At 50.6% G+C, this 14502-nt stretch carries 11 protein-coding genes; 5 read left to right on the forward strand and 6 right to left on the reverse strand.

All coding sequences use genetic code 11. The features are described from left to right. Positions 1–21: 21 nt before the first annotated feature. Positions 22–894, forward strand: coding sequence for a fumarylacetoacetate hydrolase family protein (locus V3O24_RS04260; protein ID WP_104424573.1), 873 nt, complete (start codon positions 22–24; stop codon positions 892–894). Between the two features lie 237 nt (positions 895–1131). Here V3O24_RS04260 and V3O24_RS04265 read toward each other — a convergent pair whose 3' ends face one another. The 3 genes from V3O24_RS04265 to V3O24_RS04275 form a co-directional block, all read right to left on the reverse strand. Next, positions 1132–1695, reverse strand: coding sequence for a histidine phosphatase family protein (locus tag V3O24_RS04265; protein ID WP_104424574.1), 564 nt, complete (start codon positions 1693–1695; stop codon positions 1132–1134). Between the two features lie 189 nt (positions 1696–1884). Next, positions 1885–3489: an ATP-binding protein gene (locus tag V3O24_RS04270; protein ID WP_104424575.1), complete on the reverse strand. Its 1605-nt coding sequence runs from the start codon at positions 3487–3489 to the stop codon at positions 1885–1887. A gap of 169 nt (positions 3490–3658) precedes the next feature. Beyond that, positions 3659–4318 carry a response regulator gene (locus V3O24_RS04275; RefSeq protein WP_104424576.1) on the reverse strand — a complete coding sequence of 220 codons (660 nt, stop codon included), beginning with the start codon at positions 4316–4318 and terminating at the stop codon, positions 3659–3661. Between the two features lie 155 nt (positions 4319–4473). Between V3O24_RS04275 and hemW the strand changes: the two genes are divergently transcribed. The 3 genes from hemW (at position 4474) to V3O24_RS04290 (ending at position 8614) form a co-directional block, all read left to right on the forward strand. Continuing rightward, on the forward strand, positions 4474–5619 hold the full coding sequence (gene hemW / locus V3O24_RS04280) for a radical SAM family heme chaperone HemW (RefSeq protein WP_331306333.1): 1146 nt from the start codon (positions 4474–4476) through the stop codon (positions 5617–5619). Between the two features lie 240 nt (positions 5620–5859). Continuing rightward, the gene (pyrE, locus tag V3O24_RS04285; RefSeq protein WP_331306334.1) at positions 5860–6510 is read left to right on the forward strand and encodes an orotate phosphoribosyltransferase; all 651 of its coding nucleotides are present in this window, start codon (positions 5860–5862) and stop codon (positions 6508–6510) included. A gap of 172 nt (positions 6511–6682) precedes the next feature. Beyond that, the gene (locus tag V3O24_RS04290; RefSeq protein ID WP_104424579.1) at positions 6683–8614 is read left to right on the forward strand and encodes a dynamin family protein; all 1932 of its coding nucleotides are present in this window, start codon (positions 6683–6685) and stop codon (positions 8612–8614) included. Positions 8615–8681: 67 nt separating this feature from the next. On the opposite strand, the gene trmB is transcribed toward V3O24_RS04290, so the two are convergent. The 3 genes from trmB to aroG all read right to left on the reverse strand — a co-directional run bounded on the left by trmB (position 8682) and on the right by aroG (position 11616). Beyond that, the gene (gene trmB, locus V3O24_RS04295; RefSeq protein ID WP_331306335.1) at positions 8682–9371 is read right to left on the reverse strand and encodes a tRNA (guanosine(46)-N7)-methyltransferase TrmB; all 690 of its coding nucleotides are present in this window, start codon (positions 9369–9371) and stop codon (positions 8682–8684) included. A gap of 182 nt (positions 9372–9553) precedes the next feature. Further along, entirely contained in the window at positions 9554–10531 is a 978-nt protein-coding gene (gene thiS / locus V3O24_RS04300) for a sulfur carrier protein ThiS (protein ID WP_104424581.1), read from the reverse strand. Beyond that, positions 10528–11616: a 3-deoxy-7-phosphoheptulonate synthase AroG gene (gene aroG / locus V3O24_RS04305; protein ID WP_104424582.1), complete on the reverse strand. Its 1089-nt coding sequence runs from the start codon at positions 11614–11616 to the stop codon at positions 10528–10530. The genes thiS and aroG overlap by 4 nt, the downstream gene beginning before the upstream one ends. A 358-nt stretch (positions 11617–11974) precedes the next feature. Between aroG and V3O24_RS04310 the strand changes: the two genes are divergently transcribed. After that, positions 11975–14323: a TonB-dependent receptor gene (locus tag V3O24_RS04310; RefSeq protein WP_331306336.1), complete on the forward strand. Its 2349-nt coding sequence runs from the start codon at positions 11975–11977 to the stop codon at positions 14321–14323. Positions 14324–14502: the final 179 nt, after the last annotated feature.

Raw genomic sequence — 14502 nt, forward strand, 5'->3', positions numbered from 1 at the left:
TTGTACGGATAAGCTTAACTTATGAAATTGGTAACCTTTACTCATAATCACGAAACCCGTGTAGGCGCTGTCGTTGAAGGCTTTGTCGTTGACGGCAAAAATAATACTAAAATCCCGGCAACGATGCTTGAATTTCTAAGCTCAGGCGCAGACGCGCTGGATGCGATGCGGCAGCAGATCGACAGCGGCTTGGGCCGTATCGCGCTGGAGCAGGTCAAGCTGCATGCGCCGGTGCCAAGGCCGGGCAAGTATTTAGGCGTTAGCCTGAATTATGCCGACCATATCGACGAAACCGGCCTGGATAAGCCGGAATACCCCAGCTTTTTCACCAAGCAAAGCACCTGCGTGATCGGGCCCGGCGATGCGATACACCGGCCCAAAGTCTCCGATAAGCTGGATTATGAGGGCGAGCTGGCGTTTGTGATCGGCACCCGCTGCCGCCATGTGCCGGTCGATAAGGCGCATCAAGTCATTGCCGGCTTCACCATCGCCAACGATGTTTCGGTGCGCGACTGGCAGTTTCGTTCGCCGACCTTTACCTTGGGCAAATCGTTCGATACCCACGGCCCGCTAGGTCCGTGGATAGTGACCGGCGATGAAATTACCGACCCGCATAACCTGAATCTAAAAACCTGGATAGACGGCGAACTGCGGCAAAACTCCAATACCCGGAACATGATTTTCAACTGCTATGAAATGGTCGCTTATTTGTCGCAAGCGATGACACTGGAGCCGGGCGATGTGATCGCCACAGGCACGCCGGCCGGGGTTGGCGTAAAAATGAAGCCGCGCGGCTATATGCTGCCGGGGCAAACCGCCCGGATTGAAATTGAGGGTATCGGGACGCTGGTCAATCCGGTTATTGAGGAGCCGGATGATTTAGGGAAGCGCTGATTAAGTCCTTCGGCAGGCTCAGGACGAACGGTAAATTGTTGATTCCGTTCGTGGTGAGCTTGTCGAACCATGAGCGGAATCGATTTGTTCAGCGCTTCCTTAGGTTGATGTTAGCCAAGCCGCCATGCGGAAGGAGCTAATCCCCGCAGCATGACGACTTTGAAGCAAAATTGCGGATGACGATGATCGTATTGTTGTTTTGGAAACTTAGGGAGATCGATTATTCGTGGTTTATTTTTAAAAGTTGCAGTCTGCCGACGGTTTGAGTCCTTCCTGGTCGATAGACAATTCGGCCTTTCCTTCCGGGTAAGTGATGACCCAAATACTGTCGAAATCCTGACCTTGCCAGGAAGGCGGATTTTTTACCCCCAGCTGCTCGGCAATATGCGGAATCGCCTTGTGTTCCCAGACCATCAGAACCGTACCGGTTTTTTCCAGTACATTTTTGGCGACTTTTGAATAATCGTCTTCCTCGTATTTGCTGTCGACCGTCAGATTATACTTAATGGCGAATGGGCTAACCGTCTGGAACATTCTGGCGTGTTTGGTCGCTTTGCCCAGCCCCAGCGTAGGGACATAAGTATAATCGGGGATGTTGAATTTTTGGTACAGAACCGCCGGGAGTTGCAGGGCGCGATTCTCGCCCTGGCATGACAGATTGTCGCCGGGATCGGGCTTTTCACCATGCCGGATTATAACGACCTTAAGGTTGTTGTCGGGCTCAGCTTGAGCGATGCAGGAAAAGGACAGGGCGGATACGGCGATTCCAGCCAGGACGGCTAGCAGAATAGTTTTTTTCATCGGTTTACTCCTCTTTGTTTAGGGCGGCTTGTAGGTCATTGGTGCGTGAATTCGGCAGGAGTGCAGGCCTGCGCCTGCCTGTGCAAGCAAAGCTTGCGTCCCTGACTATAAGCTCTGCTGCCAAACGCGTCCATAACGTTCTTGGGAGGTCTGCCGCACTAAAACATTTCGAACCGGGCAACATGCCCCTCAAGAGCTTTTCTTGATGGTAAAAAAACTTAATTTACCCACATTCTTTTTAACGACAGATCGGGTGGCCGGTAACGGGAACACGACGGTCACTTTCAAGCCGCCGAATTCGGACTCGTCCAGAACCAGTTCGGCGCCATGTATCGTTGCAATGCGCTGCACGATCGAAAAACCAAGGCCGGTGCCTTGCGCTTTATTGGCGGTTTCAACGCAGCGGTGAAAGCGTTTTAGCGAGTTTTCATATTGATCGGGCGCGATGCCGGGCCCCGAGTCTTCAACGCACAGCTCCACGCAATGCTCCTTGCCCGTTAAGCTGACCCTTACCATTCCGTGAGCCGGCGTATATTTGATCGCGTTGTCGATAATGTTTCGGATCAAAATATTGATCAGCAAGGTGTTGGCTACGATGGGTACCGCGTTAGCTTCATCGTATTCCATGTGTATCCGTTTTTTATGCGCTTCGGGGTCCAGTTCCGCAATGATTCGCACCACTTCACGGCTGAGCACCGTTGTTTCTTTGGCTAAATACTCGGTTCCCGATTCAATGCGCGAGAAGGTCAACAGCTGCTGCACCATGTAGGTCATGCGGTTAACGGCTTGTTCAATCCTCCTGAGAGCCTGATGACGGACCGTTTCATCGCCGGTACGCAGCGCGACCTGGGCCTGGGTCAGTAGTCCGGCCAAAGGCGTCCTTAATTCGTGCGAGGCATCGGCGGTAAACCGGCGCTCGTGTTCGAAAGCCTGCTCAAGCTGGGCAAACAGGTTGTTGATCTCATTGACGACGGGGATGATTTCCTTGGGCAGTTTTTTACTGGATAGCGGCTTAAGAAAACTGGCTTCCCGCCTGGATAACGCTATTTCCAGCCGGTTAAGCGGTTTTAACGAATGCCCGACAATAATCCAGATCACGATGCCTAAAATCGGCAGTCCGACCAGGAATTGCATGACCAATTGCGCCGATATTTCATCGGTTAATTCGGCGCGAATTTCTTCCTTTTGACCGACATGAATAATATATTCGTCGTTTGAGCTGGAAATGCTGAACACATGCCACAAATGTTCATCGATATTGGTTTCGCTGAAACCGTTAGCCGCAGAGGAAAAGGCAAAGGTCGGCGCGCTTTCCGAACGGAGCAATAAGCCGTCGTTTTTGGACCACAGCTGGAAAGCGATTTTTCGTTCGTATTTATGGCCTAACGAGCTGGCTTCCAAAAGCCCGTCGAAGACATCCCATAATTGATCGTCAATATTCTTTTTGTTGACGCCGAGAACCGCAAATTCCGGCGAATTTTCCGAGCGCAGCAATAAGCCGTCGCCTTTGGCCCAGAGCTGAAAAGCGCTTTCCGTATTGCGCTTGCGCCGGGTGTTGACGTGCAGCCGGTCGTCGGTTTGCGCTTGCGCCCAATGCTTGGATAATGAACCTTCCCGCACCAGGCTTTCCACAAACACATGCAGCACTTTGGCCGATTGCGCCAGTTCCGCATCGAACAGGCTGGCGACTTCGTCGCGGGTGACTTTATAACTCATGTAGGCCGTCACTCCCCAGATCAGCATGGATGCGGAGAGTAGGCTAAACAACAGCAGATGGCGCAGCGAATAATTCATTAATTCTCGGTGTGATTGCTTGGCAATTAGGGAAATGGAATGTGGGTTAGATTGGTAAATACTGATAGGCACAAGACGAAAGGCGAAAGGCAAAGGGCGAAAAGTGTTTTTTGCCCTTTGCCTTTCATCTTTCGCCTTTTTTATTCGTATTCCATTATTAAAGTTAATCCTAATCTTCATCGATAATATAACCCACACCCCTGACGGTGCGGATAATTGACGGGTCGAGTTTTTTTCTAAGGTGGTGGATATGGACCTCGACGGTATTGCTCTCCACATCCGAATCCCATGAGTACAGGCTTTCTTCAAGCCGGGCGCGGGAAATAACCCGGCCGATATTGCTCATTAAAAAGCTCAATATCTCGAATTCCTTTTGCGACAGATCGACTTTTTCATCGTTCCAGGTCACCTGGTGCGAAGCCGGGTCCAAAACAATGCCTTTGTACTCGATATTGGGCACGCTGCGGCCCTCGTTTCTTCTCGCCAATGCGCGTAATCGTGCGCAAACCTCGTCCAGCTCGAACGGTTTAATCACAAAATCGTCGGCCCCGCTATCCAGGCCCAGCACGCGATCGGAAACGGTATCCTTGGCGGTCAACACCATCACCGGCGTTTCATCTTTGCGGGCTCTCAACGCCTTTAAAATATCGAGGCCTTCCATGTCCGGCAGGTTCAGATCCAGCACGATCAATTCATAGCTGTTAATTTTCAGCGCTTCGTCGGCCAGCTTGCCGTTGGTTAGCCAGTCAACCGCATAACCTTCCATTTTCAGGCCTTCGACCAGTCCATCACCCAGTATTTCATCGTCCTCAACCAGTAACAGTCGCATATACTCTCGCTTTAAAAATAGTTTGCCATCAACAAAAAGGCATGTAGACAGGTAGGGTACGCATCGCGTACCATTTTCTTAATGTCACTCCAAGCTCAAAAGGTACGCGATGCGAACCTGATTAAGCCATTCTAAACTAAATACCAAAAAATCTCTTGCCGCCGCTTAGTCTCTATATTCACATTCCCTGGTGCATTCAAAAATGCCCTTATTGCGATTTTAATTCACACGCGATTAAAGCCGATACGCCGGAATCGGCCTATATCACAGCGCTGCTGGCTGATTTAGCCGGCGACATACAGCGCTATAACATCACCCGGCCTATCAGCAGTATTTTTATCGGCGGCGGCACCCCCAGTTTGTTTGCTCCTGAATCGATTGACTGGTTATTACGCGGCATAGAACAACAGCTGGTACTTAAAGACGGCCTGGAAATTACCCTGGAAGCCAATCCGGGGACTTTTGAGAGCCGTAAATTTGCTGAATTCAGGGCGCTGGGCGTCAATCGCTTATCGATCGGTATACAGAGTTTTAACGATTCGATATTAAAAAACTTGGGACGGGTTCATTCGGCGCAGGAAGCTATCCATGCGGCCGAGATTGCCCACCAGTCGGGTTTCGATAATTTCAACCTGGACTTGATGTTCGGCTTGCCGGGCGCGGGTCCTGACAGCAGCAAAATAGACGTGGAAACGGCTATAAGCCTTGATCCTACGCATATTTCCTTTTACCAGTTAACGCTGGAACCCAATACCTGGTTTCATAAGTTTCCGCCCAAACTGCCGGATGACGAAACGATCTTCGGCACACAAAAACGGTGCCAGCAACTATTGGCGGATCACGGCTACCTGCAATATGAGGTCTCCGCCTATAGCAAACAAGGCCGGGAATGCCGGCATAACCTGAATTATTGGCGGTTCGGCGATTATTTGGGCATAGGCGCGGGCGCTCACGGCAAAATCAGCCAGACATTGCCCGATCGAATTATGCGCAGTTTCAAGCCTAAAAAACCGGAGCAGTATTTAAGCAACCCGGACCAAAACGGCGGGGCCGATGTGATTGCCGCGCCGGAGCTGCCGCTGGAATTTATCATGAATCATTTGCGCCTGAAGCAGGGATTTACGCTGGACGCTTATCAAGCGGCCACCGGTCTTGAGCCTGCCACGCTGGAGCCTGCTTTATCGGCTTGCGTGAAACAAAACTTGCTTGCCCGGCAAGATAATCACTATTATTGCTCGGAACAAGGCTGGAACTTTCTGGACAATATTTTAGAGAAATTCATTCCTGAAAACGGCGGCTGATCGACGAAAAACACGAAATAAATAATAAAGGCGAAGGGCGAAGGGCGAAGGGCGAAGGGCAAAAAAGTTTGCGTTGCGGTTTTAGAACGTTTTCAATTTTTAGCCTTTAGCCTTTAGCCTTTAGCCTTTAGCCTTTAGCCTTTAGCCTTTAGCCTTTAGCCTTTAGCCTTTAGCCTTTAGCCTTGAACCTTGAACCTTGAACCTTGAACCTTGAACCTTGAACCTTGAACCTTGAACCGTATGCTTGATTATCAAAAAGACTTTATCTCCTATGCACTGGAATGCGGCGTACTAAAATTCGGCGAATTCCAGTTGAAATCGGGCCGCACCAGTCCTTATTTTTTCAATACCGGCTTATTCAATACCGGCGCTCAACTCGGAAAACTGGGGCAGTTTTACGCCCAGGCACTGATTCAATCCGGCATTAAACCGGATATTTTGTACGGTCCCGCCTATAAAGGCATCCCGCTGGTCAGCGCCACATCGATAGCTTACGCCCAGCTAACCGGCGGGGATATTCCGTTCGCTTTCAACCGCAAGGAAGCGAAAGATCATGGCGAGGGCGGCAGCCTGGTCGGTGCGCCGCTACAGGGCAAGGTGCTCATTCTTGACGATGTGATTACCGCCGGCACGTCGGTCAGGGAATCCGTAGACATCATAAAAAATGCCCATGCAACACCTGCCGGCGTATTAATCGCGCTGGACAGGCAGGAAAAAGGCCAAAATGACGTTTCCGCTATTTCCGAAGTTGAAGACCGGTTTGCAATGCCGGTCGTTGCCATCATCACTCTGGCGAATATTATCGAATATCTGACTGCGGATGCCGGAGCGTTGAACGCGCCGCTTCTGCTTGATGCGATAAAAGACTATCAGCGTCTTTACGGCGTCTGATACGCACATAAATAAACGTCTTAAGCTAACAGTTCTTAAGATATAGACTACAATTAGCCGAAAATTACCGTCACCTGACGACTGCCGGGACGCAGGGGGGAGTGCACCGCATGAAGCGGTTGCCGACATTTCTATAGCTTATTAAAACCATGTTAGCAACAAAAGGCGCGCCATGAGGAATATGGAATTTAAAGATCAAATGCACCAATATTCGCAATGGCGTGCAAAATTGGTTCAAGCTATAGAAATGTATCACCAATGGCGTAATCGCTATGGCATGAATGATTCTCACAGCACCGATACTATCTTAAATATTCTTAGCGGCCTGCAATCGGACAAGATCACGCTGGCTTTTGTCGCCGAATTTTCCCGCGGTAAAACCGAACTGATCAATGCCCTGTTTTTTGCCGAAACAGGCGTCAGATTGCTCCCGTCTTCGCCGGGGCGCACCACGATGTCGCCGACCGAACTTTTTCATGATGAAAACGGCGGCAATTATATCCGTTTGCTGAATATCGAAAGTCGGCTTGAAGATATTCCTCTGTCTGAATTTAAAAAGAATCCTGAGCGCTGGACCCAGATAGACCTTGACTACGACTCGCCCACGCAAATGCAGGAAGCGTTTAAGGAGCTGGTCGCTACCAAGCTGGTTGACCGGAATGTTGCCGACAAGCTGGGCCTGTGGAATGAACGCGAGGCGGCGGAGCAGGGCGTTATTAAGCCTGAAAAAGTGGAGATTCCCTGCTGGCGCCATGCCTTGATCAGCTTTCCCCATCCGTTATTAAAACAAGGCTTATCGATATTGGATACGCCCGGCTTAAATGCGCTGGGAACCGAGCCGGAACTCACCTTAAGCATGCTGCCCAGCGCCCAGGCCATTATTTTTGTGCTCGCGGCCGATACCGGCGTTACCAAAAGCGACCTGGAAATGTGGCATAACCATGTTTGCCATAATCGCGGCGGCAGCAAGCAGGGTCTAGCCGTGGTGATGAATAAAATCGATGCGATGTGGGACGATCTTGCCGGCGAAAACGGCTACGACGATTCCATACATTCGCAGATAAAAACGTCGGCGACGACGTTAAAAATCAATGAAAATGTCATTTTTCCGGTTTCAGCCAAACAAGCCCTGCTTGCCAAGGTTAAAGCCGATGATGATTTGCTGACCAAAAGCCGCCTGACCGCATTGGAAAGCTATCTTGCCAACGATATTTTAAAACAGCGCAAAAATATTCTGCTGGGAACCGTTAACCGCGACATCGGTTTTCTGGTTAAAGAGTCGTTCAATTTAATCAACACGTCATTGTCGAATGCCGTTGCCCAGCTTGAGGAATTCAAAAAGATCGACTTTCAGAATCGGGATATGACGGATAAGTTGATGGCCGAGACGCGGGACCGGCAAAACCTTTACATGACCAATGTCGAGAATTTCCAAGCCAGCCGCCGGGTTTTTGCCGTTCAAGCCCAGGCGTTGATTGACTCCTTCGCCAAAGAAAAAGTCGACGAGATCATCAAAACCACCAAGCACGACATGGCGAAGAGCCTGACCACCTACGGCATGAAGCAGAATATCCGTAAATTATTCGATGAATTGCGCGACCTGTTGCAGGACTCCGTCGATAGCACCAATGAAACCCGGCGTCTGGTCAAAGCGATACACAAAAAATTCAAGGATGAATACGGTTTTAAGGAGATCGAACCGCAACTGTTTTCGATCAAACAATACCAGATTGAACTGGAGCAGATTTTTGATGAGGGCGAAGCCTTCCGTTCCAGCGCCAAAACCACGATGTCGGAACAAAGCATCGTTATCAACAAGCTTTACAGCACGCTGATCGCCAAGGCCAGAAATATACTCAAACAGGCGCATGCAGACGCCACGACCTGGAGTAACGGCGTTTTAACGCCTTTGATGCATCAAATCAAAGACCATAAAAAACAAATCGAAGGCCGCTTGCAAATGCTGAGGAAGATTAACGAATCCAAAGACGGCATTCTTGAAAATATTGCCAGCCTTGAAGCGGAACTCGGGCCGTTAAAACGGCGGCGCGACGAGTTGGCTATCATCATTAACGCGATGCAGCTGGATGTTCACAGCTCGTAGGATGGATGCAGGAGTTATTCGCGAGTAGCGCGGAACCGATCGTATAAACATTGAATTAGGATAGGTTTCATTTTTTTTTGAAAATCAAATCCCAAACGCCGTGTCCCAAGCGTAAACCACGCTGTTCGAATCGTGTTAACGGGCGATATTCCGGGCGTTCGCAATAGTCGCCGGTAGCGCTGGTATTGCCAAGTCCCGCTCCGGCGGACAATATTTCCAGCATGTGTTCCGCGTAATTTTGCCAATCCGTCGCCGCATGAAAATAACCGCCCGGCTGCAACTTCCTGACTAATAAATCGACAAAACTGGGGCGGACGATACGCCGTTTATGATGCTTCTTTTTCGGCCACGGATCGGGAAAGAACAAATGCACACCGGCCAAGCTGTTGTCGGCAATCTTGCACTCAATAATCTCAATCGCGTCGTGGCAATAAATCCTGACGTTAGTCAGGCCTTGTTGGTCCAGCAGCAGCATTAAATGTCCGACGCCCGGCCTATGCACTTCAATGCCGATATAATCGTTTTCGGGATTGGCCGCAGCCATCTTCGCCAGACTGTCGCCGGTGCCGAAGCCTATTTCGACAATCAACGGCGCTGTGCGGCCGAAAACCTGGCTGAAATCATAGTCGACAGCAGGGTCGAGACAATATTTGTCCCAATGACACTCCAAAGCCAATTGTTGGCCTTGGGTGATGCGTCCTTGGCGACGGATAAAGCTGCGGATTCTGTGCGAGGGAGTTTGTTCAGGAGCGAGCATAAAGGTGTAATGATTTTCGATGGTAGGAGCTGGTTCAATACAGTTGACTTATAAGCCGTTCGTGCTGAGCTTGTCGAAGCATGAGCGGCTTAAGTCATCCGTGTATTGCCCTTCGACAAGCTCAGGGCGAACGGAGAAAGGGTTAAATCAACAGTATTGACGCAAGCGGCTGATCCTAAAAATTAAAAAAACAAGCCGTCTATCGGCGATGACGCGGAAGCAAAACGTTTTCTAGGCATGCGTCCCGCCAAAAACGCTTCCCTGCCGGCTTCGATACCTTTGCGCATGGCCGAAGCCATCAGTACCGGATTCTTGGCGGCGGCAATCGCGGTATTCATCAATACGCCGTCGCAACCCAGTTCCATCGCAATGGCCGCATCGGACGCGGTGCCGACACCGGCGTCGACCAAAATGGGTACCTTGGCGTTTTCGACAATGGTCCTTATGTTATAGGGATTGCGTATGCCCAGGCCCGAACCGATCGGTGCGGCCAGCGGCATGACTGCCACGCAGCCGATTTCTTCCAGCCGTTTGGCCGCGATCGGGTCGTCATTGGTGTACACCATCACATCAAAGCCGTCCTTGACCAGCAATTCGGCGGCGATATACGTTTCCGCGACATCGGGAAACAAGGTGGTTTGGTCGGCCAACACTTCCAGCTTGACCAAGTTGTGGCCGCCGAGCAATTCCCGGCCCAGACGGCAGGTTCTTACCGCGTCTTCCGCGGTATAGCAACCGGCGGTATTGGGCAGGATGGTGTATTTGTCCGGCGAAATGACATCCAGCAAATTAGGCTCGCCCGGATTTTGGCCGATATTGGTGCGGCGTATTGCGACCGTCACAATTTGCGCGCCGCTGGCTTCGATCGCTAGACGGGTTTCTTCCAGGTCCTTATATTTTCCGGTGCCGACCAGCAATCTTGAATGATATTTGACCCCGGCAAGCAGGAAAGAATCATCCTGTCCGCCGCCGATCGCGTGAACAATTTCCAGGCGATCTTCGGCCTTTAATTCCTGCGTATCGTATTGTTGAAACGGCAGAATTTCTTTATTCAATTCAATCGCAATTTTTTTGCCGGTCAAGCCCAAATCGCTAACCACATCGGCAACCGTGCTGTTTTCAGCGTAGTCACGGGTTTCGCCGTTTACATAAACTATCATCTGCTTAAACTCCGGCTGGTGTCCACGGCTCTGCGTTTTTGCACCGCTTGCGCCAGCTCTTTTAACAACGGAACGGTATCGTCCCAGGACAAACAGGCATCGGTAATGCTTTGTCCGTAGACCAGCGGCTGTCCTTCAACAACCTTTTGATTGCCCGCTTTAAGATGGCTTTCGATCATCACGCCCATGATCCGATGGTCGCCGTTGGCGATTTGCTGGGCGACGTCGTCGCCGACGATCAACTGCCGCTGGCATTGTTTCAAGCTGTTGGCATGGCTGAAATCGATCATGATGTTCGGTTTTAGATTTGCTTTCACCAAGCCTTCGGCGACCTGCTCGACGCTGACCGCATCATAATTAGGGCGATCATTGCCCCCTCTTAAAATGATATGCACGTCTTCATTACCGGTGGTTGAGAAAATAGCCGAATGTCCGGCTTTATTCAGCGAGATGAAGTGGTGCGGACTCATTGCCGCGCCTATCGCATCGATGGCGATTTTTATCGTGCCGTCGGTGGAATTTTTAAAGCCGATAGGGCAGGATACGCCTGAAGCCAGTTCGCGGTGTCCCTGGCTCTCGGTAGTTCTGGCACCGATTGCGCCCCAGGCGATCAAGTCGGAAACATATTGTGGCGTGATCAAATCCAGATATTCGGTTGCGGCCGGAACGCCCGCTTCGTTGACATCCAACAGCAAGCGTCTGGCGATGCGCAGGCCTTTGTTGATATTAAAACTGGAATCCAGGTCAGGGTCGTTAATCAGGCCTTTCCAGCCGACCGTCGTGCGCGGTTTCTCAAAATAGACCCGCATCACGATCACCAGGTCATCGATTAACTCGTCTTTAACCGCTTTCAAACGCTGGGCGTAGTCAAGAGCAGCTACCGGATCATGAATCGAGCAAGGCCCCACGACCACAACCAGCCGATCGTCCTGTCCCGCCAGAACTTTGTGTATGTCCAGTCTGGCCAGTGCTGTCGTTTGCGCCGCAGCCTCGCTAATCGGCATTTCAGTATGAACCTGAACCGGTGCGATAACTTCTTTAGTCGCGCAAATCCTCAAGTCATCAGTAATATATTTTGTATGCATGAAAGCTATCAACCCGTTGCAGGATTATTGTCGGAAATTATTATTTTAACCGATTTTAAACGGCTTTTGTTAGTTCTTGCCGTGGACAAGCCGGTATGCCTGTGTTGCGCCCTGAGTAGGGGGGGGGTAATCCGGCGTTTTGCCGGACTCGAACAGTCATTCGTGGGAAATCTATTAAACGATGTTATTTAACACACTAAAAGTGTGTCATATGCCGCACTTTTTCAAAGCGCCGGCCGAATGAATTCATGTAGGTCAGTACTTACAATGGGTTAGCGAGCTGGCATGGTGTGTGCTTTATTAACATATCGTGAAATACTGATTGATTCTTATGTATAAATAAAATTTAGAGAAGAGAATGAAAAAAAACATTCAAAAAACGCAGGGTGCAAATGCTATTGGCGGAAATTTATGCCATAGCAAAATGCTTGCATTAATACCGCTATGCTTCGCCCCCGCTGTACTGGCCGCAGACAACAATACCAAGCCATCCGGTTCGGCTGTAACGCTGGAACCTATTACGGTGACTCATAAGCTTCCAATCTCCGAATCTTTGAATACAACGGAGATAGACGATAAAAAAATCCGTACCAAACAGGCCGCTGTCAGCGATACGGCAAAACTGCTTGAAGATACGCCTGGCGTTAGTCTGTACGGATCCGGGGGGGTGTCGAGTCTGCCCGTCATTCACGGCTTAAATGATGACCGGGTTAAGATTAACGTGAATGGCATGACGATTACTTCCGCATGCGCTAATCACATGAATCCGCCGCTGTCTTATATTGATCGCAGCAATATCGGCAAAATCACCGTCATGTCGGGGGTGACGCCGGTCAGCATGGGCGGCGACAGCATAGGCGGCACCATTTCCGTTGAGTCGCTCGATCCGGTTTTTGCCGAACCCGGCAAGGATATTCTGATCGACGGTAGCGCGTCGAGCTTTTATCGCAGCAACGGCGATGCCTTTGGGGGCAGTATTGCCGCCGGCATCGCTAATCAAAACGTGCGCTTGGACTATACCGGCTCACATACCGAAAGCATGAACTACAACGATGCTAATGGCGACAATGTTCAGTCCAGTTCTTATCGCAACCAGAATCACGCGGCTTCCTTGTCGTTCAAGACGGATGACCATTTAGTGGTTATTAAAGGCGGACAACAGCATGTTCCGTATCAGAACTTTCCTAATGCGCGTATGGACTTGACCAACAATGACAGCATTTTTGGCAATATCACGCACAAGGGCAAATTCGACTGGGGTTTGCTGGATAGCAATTTTTACTTCGAAAGCACTCAACACAGCATGAATATCGGCGAAGACAAACATAATCGTTATCTTAATGCAGCCGGCGGCGGAAGCTTTGCGCCGCCCAATGACTACATGCCGATGGAAAGCAGGGGCCGGAACCTGGGTTACAAGATTCAGGCGGAAATACCTTTCACCAAACGCGACACTTTTAAAATCGGTAACGAATTTCACAGCAACCGGATCAATGATTTTTGGCCGGCGGTGCATAACAATCTGACAAATACAGTGCCTGCTAATCCCGCCTATTGGATGATGGCGCCGGAAAATTTCATCAATCTTAACAATGCCGAGCGCGATCGGGTCGGTTTCTTTGGCGAATGGGAGGCGAAATGGTCTCCAGAGTGGAAATCCTTATTGGGGCTGCGTTACGACCATACCACCACCGACACCGGGGCTGTACAGCCTTACAATCCCAGGCTATTGGGCGGCGCCGCGGCCGCAGGCGCGGGATTCTCGTTGGATGCGGCCAATGCCTTCAATGCGAGAGACCACGAACGCAACACCGATACTTTCGATGTTACCGCCTTAGCCCAATACAAGCCTAACGACCTCAGCGACTACGAATTGGGTTATGCCCGTAAAAATCGTGCGCCGAACTTGTACGAACGCTATACCTGGGGCGCCCGTAAAATGGATATGGCAATGAACGGTGCGTTTGGCGACGGTAACGGCTATATCGGCAACATGGATTTGACTGAGGAAACGGCGCATACCGTCAGTTTTACCGCTGCATTTCATGAGCCGAAAAACAGTTTATGGGAAGTCAAGGCGACCCCGTACTTTACTTATGTGAATAACTTTATCGATGCGGATCGTTGCTCGGGATCTACCAATGCGGCTAGCGGTTGTGACGCCGGCAACCAGACCGCGACTCAACGGTTTGTTTACCTTAAATATGCCAACCACGACGCGCGTTTGTGGGGTATGGACGTTTCCGGCCGCGCGGATTTGTTCAGCGATAAAACCTACGGGGATTTCTCTACTCACACTGCCATGAGTTACGTGCGGGGTGAACGAATGGATGGCGGCGACCTCTACCATATGATGCCGTTCAATATGAAGCTGAGCCTGGATCACAAGCGGGAGGGTTGGGATAGTGCTGTGGAAATGCAGTTTGTTGACAGCAAAGACGACGTGCAAGCCATCAGGAACGAAACCACCACGCCGTCCTACGTTTTGGTGAATGCCCGTACCGGTTACGAATGGAAAATGCTGCGCTTGGATGTCGGTTTGGATAACGTGCTGGATAAGCAGTATTACCAGCCATTGGGAGGATCCTATCTGGGCGATCGCTATGGCATGAATCCGACGACTACGCCAGACGTAACGCCGCCTTGGGGTAGAAACGTCGCAGGCATGGGGCGTTCGGCTTTCGTTGGCCTAACAGTCAAATATTAGCCGATCTGGGTCTTCTTTCGCCGTGCCGAAACGGAAATTATTCGGCGCGGCAACGATCTTCAAATTGCGACCCAACACACCGGGTGCGGCCGCTTGCGCCGCAGTCTCGTTAATCGGCGTTTCAATATGAACTTGAACCGGTGCGATGGTTTCTTTAGTCGCGCAAATTCCCAAGAGCG

Origin of the sequence: Methylobacter sp. Wu8, assembly GCF_036440755.1 — a bacterium.
Lineage (GTDB): Bacteria > Pseudomonadota > Gammaproteobacteria > Methylococcales > Methylomonadaceae > Methylobacter_A > Methylobacter_A tundripaludum_A.

Excerpts from the sequence above, each read along its gene's own strand:
- V3O24_RS04260 (WP_104424573.1), top strand. The coding sequence starts at position 22 with ATGAAATTGGTAACCTTTACTCATAATCACGAAACCCGTGTAGGCGCT.
- V3O24_RS04265 (WP_104424574.1), bottom strand. The coding sequence starts at position 1,695 with ATGAAAAAAACTATTCTGCTAGCCGTCCTGGCTGGAATCGCCGTATCC.
- V3O24_RS04270 (WP_104424575.1), bottom strand. The coding sequence starts at position 3,489 with ATGAATTATTCGCTGCGCCATCTGCTGTTGTTTAGCCTACTCTCCGCA.
- V3O24_RS04275 (WP_104424576.1), bottom strand. The coding sequence starts at position 4,318 with ATGCGACTGTTACTGGTTGAGGACGATGAAATACTGGGTGATGGACTG.
- pyrE (WP_331306334.1), top strand. The coding sequence starts at position 5,860 with ATGCTTGATTATCAAAAAGACTTTATCTCCTATGCACTGGAATGCGGC.
- V3O24_RS04290 (WP_104424579.1), top strand. The coding sequence starts at position 6,683 with ATGAGGAATATGGAATTTAAAGATCAAATGCACCAATATTCGCAATGG.
- trmB (WP_331306335.1), bottom strand. The coding sequence starts at position 9,371 with ATGCTCGCTCCTGAACAAACTCCCTCGCACAGAATCCGCAGCTTTATC.
- thiS (WP_104424581.1), bottom strand. The coding sequence starts at position 10,531 with ATGATAGTTTATGTAAACGGCGAAACCCGTGACTACGCTGAAAACAGC.
- aroG (WP_104424582.1), bottom strand. The coding sequence starts at position 11,616 with ATGCATACAAAATATATTACTGATGACTTGAGGATTTGCGCGACTAAA.
- V3O24_RS04310 (WP_331306336.1), top strand. The coding sequence starts at position 11,975 with ATGAAAAAAAACATTCAAAAAACGCAGGGTGCAAATGCTATTGGCGGA.